Source organism: Amycolatopsis coloradensis (assembly GCF_037997115.1).
Classification (GTDB): Bacteria; Actinomycetota; Actinomycetes; order Mycobacteriales; family Pseudonocardiaceae; genus Amycolatopsis; species Amycolatopsis coloradensis_A.
In genome coordinates this window covers 4,763,595-4,776,865 of record NZ_CP150484.1, presented here as the reverse complement: position 1 = coordinate 4,776,865, position 13,271 = coordinate 4,763,595, and the positions used below count along the sequence as shown (strand labels likewise).

At 67.3% G+C, this 13,271-nt stretch carries 17 protein-coding genes; 8 read left to right on the top strand and 9 right to left on the bottom strand.

From position 1 onward, the window contains the following. Window positions 1-31: 31 nt before the first annotated feature. Window positions 32-814 carry an alpha/beta hydrolase gene (locus LCL61_RS22370; protein WP_340681498.1) on the bottom strand — a complete coding sequence of 261 codons (783 nt, stop codon included), beginning with the start codon at window positions 812-814 and terminating at the stop codon, window positions 32-34. A gap of 51 nt (window positions 815-865) precedes the next feature. Here LCL61_RS22370 and LCL61_RS22365 point away from each other — a divergent pair, with 51 nt between their 5' ends. Then, window positions 866-1,432 (top strand): GNAT family N-acetyltransferase, encoded by a 567-nt coding sequence (locus tag LCL61_RS22365; RefSeq protein ID WP_340681497.1) that lies wholly within the window; start codon window positions 866-868, stop codon window positions 1,430-1,432. Further along, window positions 1,429-2,055, top strand: a complete 627-nt coding sequence (locus tag LCL61_RS22360) for a LysE family translocator (RefSeq protein WP_340681496.1) — start codon at window positions 1,429-1,431, stop codon at window positions 2,053-2,055. The genes LCL61_RS22365 and LCL61_RS22360 overlap by 4 nt, the downstream gene beginning before the upstream one ends. Before the next feature lie 23 nt (window positions 2,056-2,078). On the opposite strand, the gene LCL61_RS22355 is transcribed toward LCL61_RS22360, so the two are convergent. Then, window positions 2,079-3,137 (bottom strand): cobalamin-independent methionine synthase II family protein, encoded by a 1,059-nt coding sequence (locus LCL61_RS22355; protein ID WP_340681495.1) that lies wholly within the window; start codon window positions 3,135-3,137, stop codon window positions 2,079-2,081. 255 nt (window positions 3,138-3,392) lie between these two features. Between LCL61_RS22355 and LCL61_RS22350 the strand changes: the two genes are divergently transcribed. The 6 genes from LCL61_RS22350 (at window position 3,393) to LCL61_RS22325 (ending at window position 7,662) form a co-directional block, all read left to right on the top strand. Further along, window positions 3,393-3,659, top strand: a complete 267-nt coding sequence (locus LCL61_RS22350) for a DUF3040 domain-containing protein (protein ID WP_340681494.1) — start codon at window positions 3,393-3,395, stop codon at window positions 3,657-3,659. A gap of 61 nt (window positions 3,660-3,720) precedes the next feature. Then, the gene (locus tag LCL61_RS22345) at window positions 3,721-4,146 is read left to right on the top strand and encodes a YciI family protein (protein WP_340681493.1); all 426 of its coding nucleotides are present in this window, start codon (window positions 3,721-3,723) and stop codon (window positions 4,144-4,146) included. Window positions 4,147-4,156: 10 nt separating this feature from the next. After that, complete coding sequence (locus tag LCL61_RS22340; RefSeq protein WP_340681492.1) at window positions 4,157-5,218, top strand: DNA polymerase IV; 1,062 nt, start codon at window positions 4,157-4,159, stop codon at window positions 5,216-5,218. Between the two features lie 249 nt (window positions 5,219-5,467). After that, complete coding sequence (gene ahcY, locus LCL61_RS22335) at window positions 5,468-6,943, top strand: adenosylhomocysteinase (RefSeq protein WP_340681491.1); 1,476 nt, start codon at window positions 5,468-5,470, stop codon at window positions 6,941-6,943. 195 nt (window positions 6,944-7,138) lie between these two features. Next, entirely contained in the window at window positions 7,139-7,294 is a 156-nt protein-coding gene (locus LCL61_RS22330; protein WP_007034891.1) for a DUF6131 family protein, read from the top strand. Between the two features lie 146 nt (window positions 7,295-7,440). Then, window positions 7,441-7,662: a DUF2795 domain-containing protein gene (locus LCL61_RS22325; RefSeq protein ID WP_125683198.1), complete on the top strand. Its 222-nt coding sequence runs from the start codon at window positions 7,441-7,443 to the stop codon at window positions 7,660-7,662. Window positions 7,663-7,819: 157 nt separating this feature from the next. On the opposite strand, the gene LCL61_RS22320 is transcribed toward LCL61_RS22325, so the two are convergent. The 7 genes from LCL61_RS22320 to LCL61_RS22290 all read right to left on the bottom strand — a co-directional run bounded on the left by LCL61_RS22320 (window position 7,820) and on the right by LCL61_RS22290 (window position 13,059). Further along, the gene (locus tag LCL61_RS22320; protein WP_340681490.1) at window positions 7,820-8,032 is read right to left on the bottom strand and encodes a hypothetical protein; all 213 of its coding nucleotides are present in this window, start codon (window positions 8,030-8,032) and stop codon (window positions 7,820-7,822) included. A gap of 150 nt (window positions 8,033-8,182) precedes the next feature. Beyond that, window positions 8,183-9,037, bottom strand: a complete 855-nt coding sequence (locus LCL61_RS22315; RefSeq protein ID WP_340681489.1) for a Ku protein — start codon at window positions 9,035-9,037, stop codon at window positions 8,183-8,185. Window positions 9,038-9,155: 118 nt separating this feature from the next. Further along, on the bottom strand, window positions 9,156-10,382 hold the full coding sequence (locus LCL61_RS22310; RefSeq protein ID WP_340681488.1) for a styrene monooxygenase/indole monooxygenase family protein: 1,227 nt from the start codon (window positions 10,380-10,382) through the stop codon (window positions 9,156-9,158). 24 nt (window positions 10,383-10,406) lie between these two features. Beyond that, the gene (locus tag LCL61_RS22305) at window positions 10,407-11,024 is read right to left on the bottom strand and encodes a GTP-binding protein (protein ID WP_340681487.1); all 618 of its coding nucleotides are present in this window, start codon (window positions 11,022-11,024) and stop codon (window positions 10,407-10,409) included. Further along, window positions 10,999-11,382, bottom strand: coding sequence for a DUF742 domain-containing protein (locus LCL61_RS22300; protein ID WP_016334731.1), 384 nt, complete (start codon window positions 11,380-11,382; stop codon window positions 10,999-11,001). Before LCL61_RS22300 ends, LCL61_RS22305 begins: the two co-directional genes overlap by 26 nt. A gap of 19 nt (window positions 11,383-11,401) precedes the next feature. Next, window positions 11,402-11,836: a roadblock/LC7 domain-containing protein gene (locus LCL61_RS22295; RefSeq protein ID WP_340681486.1), complete on the bottom strand. Its 435-nt coding sequence runs from the start codon at window positions 11,834-11,836 to the stop codon at window positions 11,402-11,404. After that, window positions 11,833-13,059 (bottom strand): ATP-binding protein, encoded by a 1,227-nt coding sequence (locus LCL61_RS22290; RefSeq protein WP_340681485.1) that lies wholly within the window; start codon window positions 13,057-13,059, stop codon window positions 11,833-11,835. The genes LCL61_RS22295 and LCL61_RS22290 overlap by 4 nt, the downstream gene beginning before the upstream one ends. Window positions 13,060-13,271: the final 212 nt, after the last annotated feature.

Here is a 13,271-nt window from a genome sequence, read left to right as displayed (position 1 = left end):
CTTCCGATCTGGTTCTAACCCGAATCGCCACTCACGACCCACCGCGGTTACCCAGGAAGCCGGTCACAGCGGAACGGAACTCGTCCGGCGCCTCCAGCCACGGCACGTGCCCGACATCCTCGATCCGCACCCGCTTCACCGACGGCAGGGCCTGCTCCAACGAGTCGACGGCCCACCGTGGCCGGTTGTCGGCCATGCCGTCCACGATCAGTGTCGGCACCCGCAGTGACTCGCTGGCCGAGACGAGCTCCGACTCCGGCACGGCCCGCATCTCCTCGCTGAGCGCCGTGTTCGCCTCGTAGTTGACCGGGAACCAGGGTGTCGCCATCGCTTCGGCGTGGCGCGCGCCGTCGGCCACGAAATCGGCCGTCCACTGCCATATCGCGCTTTCGCGGCCCTCGCCGCGAGGCTTCTCCCCCACCACTCGCTCGAAGTTCCGCTCGAACTCCGCGCGCCAATCGTGACCGAGGCCGACACCCGACACGTACACGAGCGCGCTCACTCGTTCCGGTCGCGCCAGCGCGTAGAGGAGGCCGAGATGCGCACCCCACGAATGCCCGAGAACCGCGACGCGGTCGAGGCCGTGCCACTCGCGGACGGCGTCGACGTCGGCGACCATCCGTTCGAGTGTGTACGGACCGCGCGCTTCCGAACGCCCGGCACCGCGCTGATCCCACCGGATCAACCGGAACCGCGGACCGAGATCGAGGGTGCCGAACATGTCCCACAGACCGGGACCGCCGTGGCAGCACAGGATCGGCTCGCCCCCGCCGGTCGCCGAGGTCCACAGCTCGCAGCCGTCGTCGGTGATCACCACGTGATTATCCGATAGTCCGGGCCGCGGTCGTTGGCTATCTTCCGCGACATGACGATGGACACGCCGCCGCAGCGGGCGGCCACCCTCGCCGACGCGCCCGCCATCGCGGCGCTGATGCGGGCCTCGGTGCTGGAGTTGTTCCCCCGGTTCTACGACGAAAGGCAGACCGCGAGCGCGGCGGACCATATCGCGCGCCTCGACCTACGGCTGATCGAAGACGGCACTTACTTCGTGCACGAGACGGACGGCGAGATCGTCGCCTGCGGAGGCTGGAGCAGGCGCAACAAAACCCACGCGGGCGCCGGCGACGCGTCGGACGACGACCGTCCGCTCGATCCGGCCACCGAACCCGCGCGCGTGCGCGCCATGTTCGTCCGCGGCGACTGGACACGCCGCGGGCTCGGGCGCGCGATCCTCGAGTCCTGTCGTCTCGCCGCGAAGGCCGAGGGATTCACGTCGCTGACACTGACCGCGACCCTGCCCGGTGTCCCGCTCTACCGGTCGTTCGGCTTCACCGAAGTCGAACGGGTCACCGTCACGACGCCCGACGGCGTCGACGTACCGGGCGCTGTCATGACCAGGGACATCGACGAACCGGATAGCATCGAAAAATGATCTCCGGGACCACCGCACTGTCGTTCGTGTTGATCTGCCTGCTCGGTGCCATGGCACCAGGCCCGGATTTCCTGGTGGTGACCCGCAGCGCGATCCTCGGCGGGCGCAAGGCCGGGATCGCCGCCGGACTCGGTATCGCGCTCGGCGTCTTCGTCTGGGTGGTCGCGATCGCGCTCGGGGTCGCGGCGATCCTCACCGCGTCGGCGATCGCCTTCACCGTGGTGAAGCTGATCGGTGCCGGGTACCTGATCTTCCTCGGCGTCAAGGCGTGGCTGGCGGTGCGCCGCGGCGACTACAGCGAACTCAAGGACAGGGTGGCGCCCGTCGTCGCGCCCAAGGAGGCGTTCCGGCAGGGACTGCTCACCAACCTGCTCAACCCGAAGGTCGCGATGTTCTTTCTCGCGCTGATCCCCCAGTTCCTTCCGCATTCGGCCTCGACAGCGCAAACCCTGCAGCTGGCCGTGCTGGCCACCACGGTGGCCGTCGTCTGGACCTTCGTCCTGGCGACGCTGGTCGGTTCGCTGCGGAGGTTCTTCAGCTCCGGCAGGGTGCGCCGCACGATGGACGCGGTGATGGGCACCTTCCTGGTCGGACTCGGCATCCGGGTCGCGGTACAGAACTGACCGAAGGCGCCCATCACACGAACTCAGAGGGATTCGACGGCGAGACGCGTACCTTCGACGCGGGCGGCGATCTTGGCGAACGCGGTGTCCCGCGACGTCGAAGTGTCGTCGGCGAACGGTGAGAAACCGCAGTCGTCACAGGTGCCCAGCCGGTCCGGCGGGATGTACCGCGCCGCCTGCAGAACCCTGTCCCGGACCTCTTCGGCGGTTTCGACGCGCGGGTCGATCGGATCGGTCACGCCGACGAAGACCCGCTGCTCCGGGCGAGAGTGCTCGGCGATGACCCGCAGCGCCCGCTCGGGATCCGCCTCGCTGGCCAGCTGGACGTAGACGTTGCCCACGTTCAACCGGAACAACGTCGGCAGCAGCTCGGCGTAGTCGACGTCCAGGCTGTGCACGGAGTCCTGGTCCCCGCCGGGACAGGTGTGCACGCCGATCCTCTTCCGCTCCTCCTCGGAGAACCGGTCCAGTACGGTGTTATTCAAGTCCACAAAGGACTTCAGCAGTCCGCCGGACGGATCGAGCTTCAGCGACAACCGGGCTTCGGTGAAGTCGATCTGGACGCTGTCCGCACCCGCGTCGAGACTGCGGCGGATGTCGGCCTCCGCCTCGTTCACCAGGTCGGCGAGGAACTGTTCTTTGCCATATCCGGCCAATTCTTCACCGGGATAGACGAGACTGATCGCCGAAGCCGCGATCACCGCCTGCTTCACCGGTCGAGTCGCGTACTTCTTGGCTTCGCGCAGATAGGCGTCGGCGTAGGCCTGATAGCGGAACGGTCCGGCGGTCAGCCTGGGAAGCTGCCGGGTGTGCCCATCGGCGAACGGGATGATGACGCCGTCGGGCGCCAGCGAAGTGAGGCCAGCCAAGGGATACGTGGCGAAACTCGGCTTACCTTGTTCGCCGTCGGTGATGACCGGCGAGCCGGTCTCTTCCAGCCGTTTGATCGTCTCCACGAGAGCTTGTTCCCGCGACTCGCCGAGTCCGTCGGCGTCAAGCCGTCCGGCCGCGTGCTCACCGAGTGCTTCGATGAGATAGCCGGGACGGGGAATACTGCCGATCGGTTCGGTGGGTATGGTCATCGCTCGCGTCCTCCCAGATGGCGCAGCCCGCGGCCGCCCTGGCCACAAGCGGGAAAACTACAGAGCCTTCTCCTCCTTGACGATCTTTCAGCGTGCTGAAACCCCTAATGGCGCAATGGTTAGCTCCTCGAAGGATCTTCGTTCCTCGGCCATATAGGTCGTTATACAGAGCTCGGCGAAATTCGATGCTTATCCGGCTCCGCTCCTGGGTATTCCGTGGATGTCGACGGCCGGGGCGCGCCGAAGGAGAACCCGATGCTGAGCCATCACGATCGGCAAGAGCTGGAGAAGATCGAGCGCTGGTTCGAGCTCACCGAGCCGGCTTTGGCCGCCCGGCTCCGGTCTGGCAGGCCCGCCCGGCCCCCTCTGCTCCGCCTGGCTCTCCTTCTCAGCCTCGACATCACCGCGGGGCTGTTGATGCTGCTGGGCATCATCGTGGACAGTCCGACCCTGCTGTTGACCGGGATGATCACCGTGACCGCGGCGGTGATCGTGCACCTGTCCCGGTTCGGGCGTCCCTGATCGTCTTCCCGTCCACCGGTAGAGTCCGGGCGATACGTCCGGTTCACTGGGAGGAAGACGCATGCGGTTCATGATCATCATCAAGGCGGACGAGGATTCCGAAGCCGGGAAGATGCCGCCGATGGAGGCTTTGACCGCAATGGCGAAGTTCAACCAGGAGATGCTCGACGCCGGAGTGCTGGTCGGTGGCGAAGGCCTGCAGGAAAGCTCCAAGGGCGCACGGGTCACGCTGAACGCGGCAGGGGCCACCGTCACCGACGGCCCGTTCACCGAAGCCAAGGAACTCGTCGGCGGCTTCTGGATCGTTGATGTCCCTTCGCGCGCCGAGGCGATCGAGTGGGCGAAGCGCTGCCCCACTCCCCCGACCGGCGACACCGTGCTCGAGGTCCGCAAGATCCTCGAAGCCGAGGACTTCGGCGAGAACTTCACCACCGAGCTGCAGGAGAACGAGCAGCGGATGCGCGACGAGCTCGCCGAACGGGCTTAAGGTCTGTTTCATGGCCGTCCGGGAGCGGGTGCCCTGGGTACTCCACGTCGACCTCGACCAGTTCATCGCGGCGGTCGAGGTCGCCCGGCGGCCTGAGCTGCGCGGTAAGCCCGTCATCGTCGGCGGCACGGGCGATCCGGCGGAACGGGCCGTGGTGGCGACGGCGTCGTACGAAGCTCGGGAGTTCGGCATCCGGTCCGGGATGCCCCTGCGAACCGCCGCAAAACGCTGCCCTGAGGCGATCTTCCTCGCCACGGACCCGCCCGCGTACCAAGAGGTCTCCGATCAGGTGATGGCGACGCTGCGGGAATTCCCCGTGGTCGTCGAAGTGCTCGGCTGGGACGAAGCGTTCCTCGGCGTCACCTCAGACGATCCCGAAGCACTCGCCGCCGACATCCGGCGGGAAGTGGCCGAAGAGACCGGGCTTTCCTGCTCCGTCGGCGTCGGGGACAACAAGCTGCGTGCCAAACTCGCCACCGGATTCGCCAAACCGGCGGGGGTCTTCCGGCTCGTCCAGGACAACTGGTGGGACGTCATGGCCGAGCGGCCGACGGACGCCCTTTGGGGCATCGGCACCAAGACCACGAAGAAGCTCGCCGAGGCCGGCTATCACACCGTGCTGGAACTGGCCGGCGCCGATGTGGCGGACCTCGCGGCCCGGTTCGGTCCGAAGCTCGGCCCGTGGTATCGGATCCTGGCCGGCGGAATCGGCGACGCCGAGGTCACCGCGACGCCGTACGTCGCGCGATCCCGTAGCCGTGAGACGACTTTTCAACAGAACCTCACCGATCCGGAGGCCATGGCCGCGGAGGTCGTCGCACTGGCGAAACGCGTCTCGCAGGACGTCGCCGAGGAAGGCAGGCCCGCCGCGCGAGTCGCGGTCAAGGTCCGGTTCGCCCCGTTCCAGACCCATACGCACAGCGTGACCCTGCCCGCGCGAACCTCGGATCCCGCCGAAATCGAGAAGGCGGCGCTGGCCGTGCTCGGCATGTTCGACCTCGGCAGACCGGTCCGCCTGCTGGGCGTCCGCGCCGAATTCCTCTCGCCTGCGGAGCGATCCGTGTCGCCTTGACAGCGCTCGCGGCGTTTTGCCATTCTGGTTCCGGGTCGAGAGGCGCTGCGACGGAATTCTTCCGCCACGCTCGGCCCGCTGCGACAGACGTAAGGGCGCCTCCCACTGTGGAGGTGCCTTTGTTGCGTCTGAACCCTTTTCCGGCCCTCGTCGTCGAGGCCGTGCGCTGAACCCCGCAGTGACACCGTCCTTTCCGCCACGGGCGTAAAGGACAGCTCCGCCCTGCCTTCCTTGATGATTGGAGAACCCATGAGCCCGACCCTGTCCAAGGTCAACGGGATCGAATTCGCCGTCGCCGACCTTTCCCTCGCCGAGGCCGGCCGCAAGCAGTTGCGCCTCGCCGAGGTCGAGATGCCCGGCTTGATGGCGCTGCGCCGCGAATACGCCGGCTCCCAGCCGCTGAAGGGCGCGCGGGTCGCGGGTTCACTGCACATGACCGTGCAGACCGCCGTGCTGATCGAGACGCTCGTCGCGCTGGGCGCCGAGGTGCGCTGGGTGTCCTGCAACATCTTTTCCACGCAGGACGAGGCGGCCGCGGCCGTCGTCGTCGGCCCGGAGGGCACCGTCGAGAAGCCGTCGGGTTCGCCGGTGTTCGCGTGGAAGGGCGAGACGCTCGCCGAGTACTGGTGGTGCACCGACCAGCTCTTCGACTTCGGTGACGGCCGCCTCCCGAACATGATCCTGGACGACGGTGGTGACGCGACGCTGTTGATCCACAAGGGCGTCGAGTTCGAGGCCGCCGGCGCCGTTCCGCAGGCGACCGAGGAGGACCCCGAGGAGTACCACCTCGTCCTGGAGACCCTGCGCGAGAGCCTCGGCCGCGACACCAGCCGGTTCACCCGCATCGCCAAGGAGGTCCGCGGAGTCACCGAGGAGACCACCAACGGCGTCAAGCGGCTCTACAAGCTCGCCAAGGAAGGCGAGCTGCTCTTCCCTGCGATGAACGTGAACGACTCGGTCACGAAGTCGAAGTTCGACAACAAGTACGGCATCCGCCACTCGCTCATCGACGGTCTCAACCGCGGCACCGACGTGATGATCGCGGGCAAGGTCGCGGTCGTCTGCGGCTACGGCGACGTCGGCAAGGGCGCCGTGGAATCGCTGCGCGGCCAGGGCGCCCGCGTGGTCGTCACCGAGATCGACCCGATCTGCGCACTGCAGGCGGCGATGGAGGGCCTCGACGTCGTGGAGCTCGACGACGTCGTCGGGCGCGGCGACATCTTCATCACCACCACCGGCAACTTCGACATCATCATGGCCGACCAGATGGCCAAGATGAAGCACAACGCGATCGTCGCGAACGTCGGGCACTTCGACAACGAGATCGACATGGCCGGCCTGGCGAAGATCCCGGGCATCAAGAAGATCGAGATCAAGCCGCAGGTGCACGAGTGGGTCTTCCCCGCCACGGCGGACCGCGAGGCGCACTCGATCATCGTGCTGTCCGAGGGCAGGCTGATGAACCTCGGGAACGCGACCGGCCACCCGAGCTTCGTGATGTCGAACTCCTTCACCAACCAGACGATCGCGCAGATCGAGCTGTTCACGAAGCAGGGCGAGTACACCACCGACGTCCACGTGCTGCCGAAGCACCTCGACGAGAAGGTGGCCCGCCTGCACCTCGACGCGCTGGGCGTCCGGCTGACCAAGCTGACCAAGCGCCAGGCCGAGTACATCGGCGTGGACGTCGAGGGTCCGTACAAGCTGGACCACTACCGGTACTGAGTTCGACCGTCTCGTGAGTGGTAAGGACGGTTCTAACCGTCCTCACCACTCACGAGGCCGGGCAGTCACTAGGCCGAATGCGGGAAAACTTCGGCCGGATGGACCTGTTTCCCGCCGATCGGGGCGGGAATCCCCTTGGTAGCCACACTCCGGCGGAACGCGGGCCGGGGCGACTACGAAGGAGAAGGTGTTCCCGTGATCATTCTCGGCGTCATCCTGATTGTCGTCGGTGTCATCGCCAGCATCCCCGTCCTGTACTCGATCGGGATCGCGCTGGCGGTCATCGGCATCATCCTGGCCGTTCTCGGGAACACCGGGAAGGCCATCGGCGGTCGCGCCCACTGGTACTGAGCACCTGACCGAACCGGTACCGAGCCCTCAGGTACCGGCTCCTGAACGTCCCGGGCACCCGGCGTCCCCTCACGCCGGGTGACCGGGCCGTTTTCGTTCTCCGTTCGCCGGGTATCCGCATCGGACGACGAGAAGGAGGAAAGCCGATGGCAGGGACGGACCCTCGCCCGTACTTGACGGAAGCGAAGTACCCGTGTGGACGCGACGAACTCCTGCGGGCCGCCGCGGCGGCCGGAGCGGGCGACGATGTCCTAGGCCCCTTGGGCACGCTGCCCGCCCGTGACTACGCGGACGGGGACGGTGTTTGGGAGGCCATCCGCTCCTACAACGGGGCGCCGATCCACGACACCGCGAAGGAAGCACCGTGACATGAAGGGGTCCCCCGGCTCCGAGGGGGAGGGAGAGCCGGAGGACCCCGTCATAGTTAACACATTCCCGGCCACGATGTACACGAACGCATACACCTTCGAGTGGCAATCGGGCGCGATCGCCCGAATCGGGCCGGACTGGTGTATTGGCCGCCGGTCAAGAAGCCCGCAGCAGCAGCCGTGCCGCCATCTCCGCGCACGAGCAGCCGCCGTCGACGTCGAAACAGTCGATCGTCAGCGCGTGCCGGGAGAAGTCGAGGTCGACGCAGCCGTCTTCGCTGCATTCGGTGAAACCACCGTCGACGTGGACCACCAGGGTCCCGTGGCAGTGATCGAGCCCGCCGGCGCAGAACGCGCACTCCATGGTCATGCCGCCTCCCGCGATCAGGATCGAAGATCGCTTCGGAAAAGTTCTCCTCGATTGCCTTATTACCACCGAGGGACGACAAATCCTGGCATACGCGCGGCGTGTCGTGGTACCCGGCGGGTGCCACCGGGCACAACAGTCCATAAAGGAGGGTCAGGCGCTCTTCGGGGTTCGCTTGCCCGACGCGGGTTTCTTGGCCGCCGTGGTCTTCTTGGCGGCTGCGGGCTTCCGGCTCTTCTTCGCCTCGCTCACACTGGCCTGCAATGCCTCCATGAGGTCGACGACGTCGGCCTTCGCGCCGACGACCTTCGGCTTCGTCGTCTGGTTGCCCGCGGCCTTGGCCTCGATCATGGCTTCCAGGGCCTCACGGTAGGAATCGGTGTACTTGTCCTGCTCGAACACCGGCTCCGAGAGCGAGTCGATCAGCGAACCCGCCATCGTCAGCTCCTGCGGCCGCACCTGCGGCGGATCGTCGTGCAGGAACCCGAAGTCCGGGACGCGGACCTCGTCGGGCCACAACATCGTCGTCATCGTCAGGACGTCGCTGTGGACCCGCAGGATCGCGAGCGTCTCCCGCTGCCGGATGGCGACCTTCGCGACCGCCACGTGGCTCGCCTTCTGCAGCGCGTCACGCAGGACCACGTACGGTTTGACGGCGTTCTTCTGCGGTTCGAGGTAGTAGGTCTTGTCGAACTGGATCGGGTCGATGGACTCCAGCGGCACGAACTCGAGCACGTCGATCGCCCGCGACGACGCCAGCGGCAGCTCGGACATGTCCTCGTCGGTGAGCACGACCATCTCGCCGTCGGGCAGTTCGTAGCCCTTGGCGATCTCGGCGTAGGGCACTTCCTCGCCGTCGATCGTGCAGAACCGCTTGTACTGGATCCGGCCGCCGTCGGCCTCGTGCACCTGGCGCAGCGAGACGTTCTTGTTCTCGGTGGCCGCGTACAGCTGGATCGGGATGCTCACCAGCCCGAAGGACACCGAGCCCTTCCACATCGAACGCATCGAGCCGCACCTCCGCTGCCGTCACCGACCGTACTCACAGACGGTGACCACGGTAGCCCGAAACGGCGCACCGCGACAGCCCCGCGAACCCGATCGCGGGACCGTCGCGGTCCTGGAATCAGACCTCGGCCAGGTATTTCTCCGCTTTCGCGGGGTCCAGGAACCAGTGCTGGAAGTCGGTCGGATCGGAGAACCCGTTCGCGAACCGCTTCGCCACGGCGGGCTTCTCCCCCGCCGCGCCGATGATCTGGAGCACGTGCGGGGGCGGCGGCTGCAGCATCGCGTTGGTCCAGGTCGTCACGTGCTGGGCGTACTCCCAGTACTTCTCGAACGACGCGGACATCCACTCCTCGTCGAACGGCTTGTCGCCGCGTTCGAGGATCGAGTCCAGATAGGACGCCGCGCAGTGGCTCGCGTTGTTGGAACCCTGGCCGGTGATCGGGTCGTTGGCCACCACGACGTCGGCCATGCCGAGCACGGCGGTCCCCGAGTCGAGCTTGCCGACCGCGTTCCGCACGACGGGCGTGTATCCGCCCGCCAGCGTCGCCTTGTCGTCGGTCAGCACGGCGTTCCGGGACCGCTCGTACTCCCACGGCAGGAACTGCTTCATCAGCGACAGGATCCGGTCGAGATGCTGCTGCGGCGACGGCCGGTCGTCCCAGCAGTCGAGCGGGCCGCCGGGGACACCCTCGAAGAACAGGATGTCGCAGTTCCCGCTCAGCGTGTACGCGGGGATCATGAACAGCTCACCCACACCGGGGATGATGTTGAACCGCACCGCCGCCTTGTCCGGGTGCTCGGGCCTGCGCTCCAGTCCGTGCACGTAAGCCAGCGAAAGCGCGCGCTGGGGTTCGGTGTAGGGCGAACGCTCCGGCATCCGGTCGAACAACTGGACCAGCTCACCCTTGCCCGCCGCGATGACGACCAGGTCGTACAGCTTCGCCAGCGGGGCGAGATCCGACGTGGTGACGCCGTGGATGACGACCTTGCCGCCGCGGTCCTCCACCAGTTCGAGCCAGGCGGCCATCTTCACCCGCTGGTCCACCGACTGCGCGTAGTGCTCCAGCGGCCCGAACCAGTCCAGCACCCGGCTGGAGTCCGGTCCCGCGATGGAAACGCCGAGCCCTTCGACCTTGACGGTCTCTTCCTCCCACAGGTTCAGCTTGTGGTCCCGCTCGTGCTGCAGAGCGGAGTGGAACATGCACTGGGTCGACATCACCTTCCCGGACCGGATCTCGTCCGGCGTCCGCGCCGACATCACCGTGACGTCGTAGTCGTGCGCGAGCAAGCTCAAGGCCAGCTGCAACCCCGACTGTCCGGCACCGACGATCAGAACCTTGCGCATCCTCGACGTTCCTCCCAGAACCGTTCAGCTGAGTACGGCGAACTCGCGACCAGGCCCGGAGACCACCGCGAGGGACAGCGTGTGCGACACCAGTTCCTGCAGCGTCGCGACCGCCGACTTCGGGTCGCGGGCGTCGCAGGTGACCAGCGGGATGTCCGGGGACAGCGCCAGCGCGTCGCGCACCTCTTCGAGGTCGTGCACCGGCATTCCCTCGAACTGGTTGACCGCGACGATGAACGGCAGCTCGGAGTCGTTCTCGAAGTAGTTGATCGCGGCGAACGACTGGTCGATCCGGCTGGTGTCGACCAGCACGACGGCGCCGAGCGCGCCGCGCGAGAGGTCGTCCCAGAGGAACCAGAACCGGGCCTGTCCGGGGGTGCCGAACAGGTACAGGAGCAGGTCCTCACGCAGGGTGATTCGGCCGAAGTCCATCGCGACCGTGGTGGTGGATTTGGTTCCGGGCGGCACCAGCTCGTCGACGCCGGCCCCCGCCTCGGTCATCCAGGCCTCGTTGCTCAGTGGCGGGACCTCGGAGACGGAGCCGACGAAGGTCGTCTTGCCCACGCCGAATCCACCGGCGACCACGATCTTGGCGGAAATCGCCAGCAGACTGGGGTCAGACCGGGAGGCGCTTGAGTCCATCGAGGATCCTCTCGAGCACGTTCGTATCGTGGTTGTAGGCGTGGGCCGTCGGGTGCACGAAAACGGCGCCCTGGGTGGCGAGGTCGCCGATGAGCACCCGGACCACGCCCAGTGGCAGATCCAGTCCCACCGAAAGCTCGGCGATCGACGAACGCTCCCGGGCGCGCTCGTACAGCGAGCGCGATTCGGGCATCAGCGCCTCGGCCAGTGACGGGTCGTAACGCGGGACCGAGATCAAGGTCTCCACCAGCAGCAGCTGGCTGCTCTTCGTCCGGCCGCCGGTCAGCGCGTACGGCCGGATTCTGCGGCTGCGCATCTTGACGGGCCGGTCCGGAGATTGGTCGCTGGACACGGTCATCCTTTCCTTCTCCGGATTGTCAGGCCTGCGGCCGTCGGGCGGTCAGGACCTGCCGGAGTCCCGCTCGCACCTCGGGCGTGAGCGCGTGACCGGCGTTGGTGATGAACTGGGTCATCTCGTAGGCGACGACCTTCATGTCGCAGTCCGGTTCGGTGAGCACCGCGAGACCCGCCTCGGCACCGATCCCCATGAACAGGAAGTATCCGCGGGTGAGCCGGATGATGATCTGCTCGCAGCTGCCCTTGCCGAACAGCGCGGCACTGTTGCCCGCGAGGCTGAGCAGACCGCTCGCGATGGCCGCGAGCTGCTCGGCGTCGTCGCTGGACACCGATTCCGACGCGGTCAAAGGGAAGCCGTCGACGGACATGATCAGCGCGTGGCTGGCACCGTGCACCTTACGCACGAAGTCGTCGAGCAACCACGTGAAATCCGTGGTCGCGTCCTGGGCGGTCACTGGGTGTTTCCTCCGGTCTCACGCTCGTGCCGGTCGTCGAGGGCGGCACGTTCGCCGTCGGTGAAGGCATCGAGGTCGGCCAGCAGCGCCTCGTGCCCGTCCGCCGCGTCGGCGGGCGGGGTGGTCGGCGGGGCCGGTTCGTCGGGCAAAGTTCTGATACTGCGGGAAACCCGGCGCGGCAGACCGCTGGCCGTGGTGCCGCCGTCGGCGGGCGGCTGGAAGGCCGTGCGCGGACGCGGGCTGGGCTTCCGTTCCGGTTCCGGTGCCGCCGAGGGGGCCGGGCGGCGCCGCGGCAGCCCGGACGGTGTCGCGACCGGGTTCCCCACGGGCGCGCCGTTGGTGATCCTGGCCTGCGGCAGCACGACCGTCTGCGAACCGGACCACTGCTTCTCGGCCAATTCCGACACCACCGGGACCGGCAGCAGCACGGTCGCGACCGTGCCGTGCGGGGTGCGGCGGTCGAGCTTGACGGTGATCTCGTGCCGGTCGGCGAGCCTGCCGACGACCGCGAGACCCATATGCCGCACGGAATCGTCGTCGAGCACCGGACCCGCCGCCAGCCGCTCGTTCAACGCCGCGAGGCGTTCGGGCGGCACGCCGATGCCCTCGTCCTCGATGCGGATCAGCACGCTTCCCTGTTCGGTCAGATGCGCGCTGACGCTGACCGGCGAACTCGGCGAAGACTGGTTCGCCGCGTTGTCGAACAGCTCCGCGAGGATCCGGCTGACGTCTTCGGCGGCGAAACCGACGACACCGAGCGAAACGACGCGGCCGATCGTGATCCGCGAGTAGTGGTCGATCGACGACATCGCGGCCCGCATCACGTCGAGCACGGACGAGATCCCGGCGGTCGTGTCGTCGGCGTCGCGGCCGGCGAGGACGCGCAGGTTCTCGGCGTTGCGCCGCAACCGGGTCGCCAGGTGGTCGAGGCGGTAGAGCTCGGCGAGGCGGTCGGAGTTCTCCTCCCCCGCCTCCATCGTCTCCAGCTGCGCGAGCAACTGGTCGAGCAGGTTGAGGTCGCGCAGCGCGACATTGGAGCAGACCCCGGCGAGCGCGCCGGCGTCCGGCGCCTCCACCGCCGGGCGCTGTTCCACCGGTTGTTCGACCGGCGGAACCGATGGAGCGTGCCGGGGCGGTGCGGCGAGGAACTGCGCCGCGGCGACCCTGGAACGGTCCAGAAGAACCCGTGAGCGGTCAAGCAAGCCTCGAGCCCGCGTCACCATGTGCTTCCACTTCTTTCTCTTCGCATACCCGGACCCGTGTCGCACTCCCCAGCACAACGACGGCCATGCAAGCAGAAGTCACTATCCGTGTCCACAGTCGGTTTCCGTCTAACCGCTGGCAGTGACGTGGTCACGAACGCGTTACGCCTGGTGAGCGCGGCGCGCTAGGCCATTCGGCTGCATCTGAGTGTTCCGCGACACGGTAGACGCCC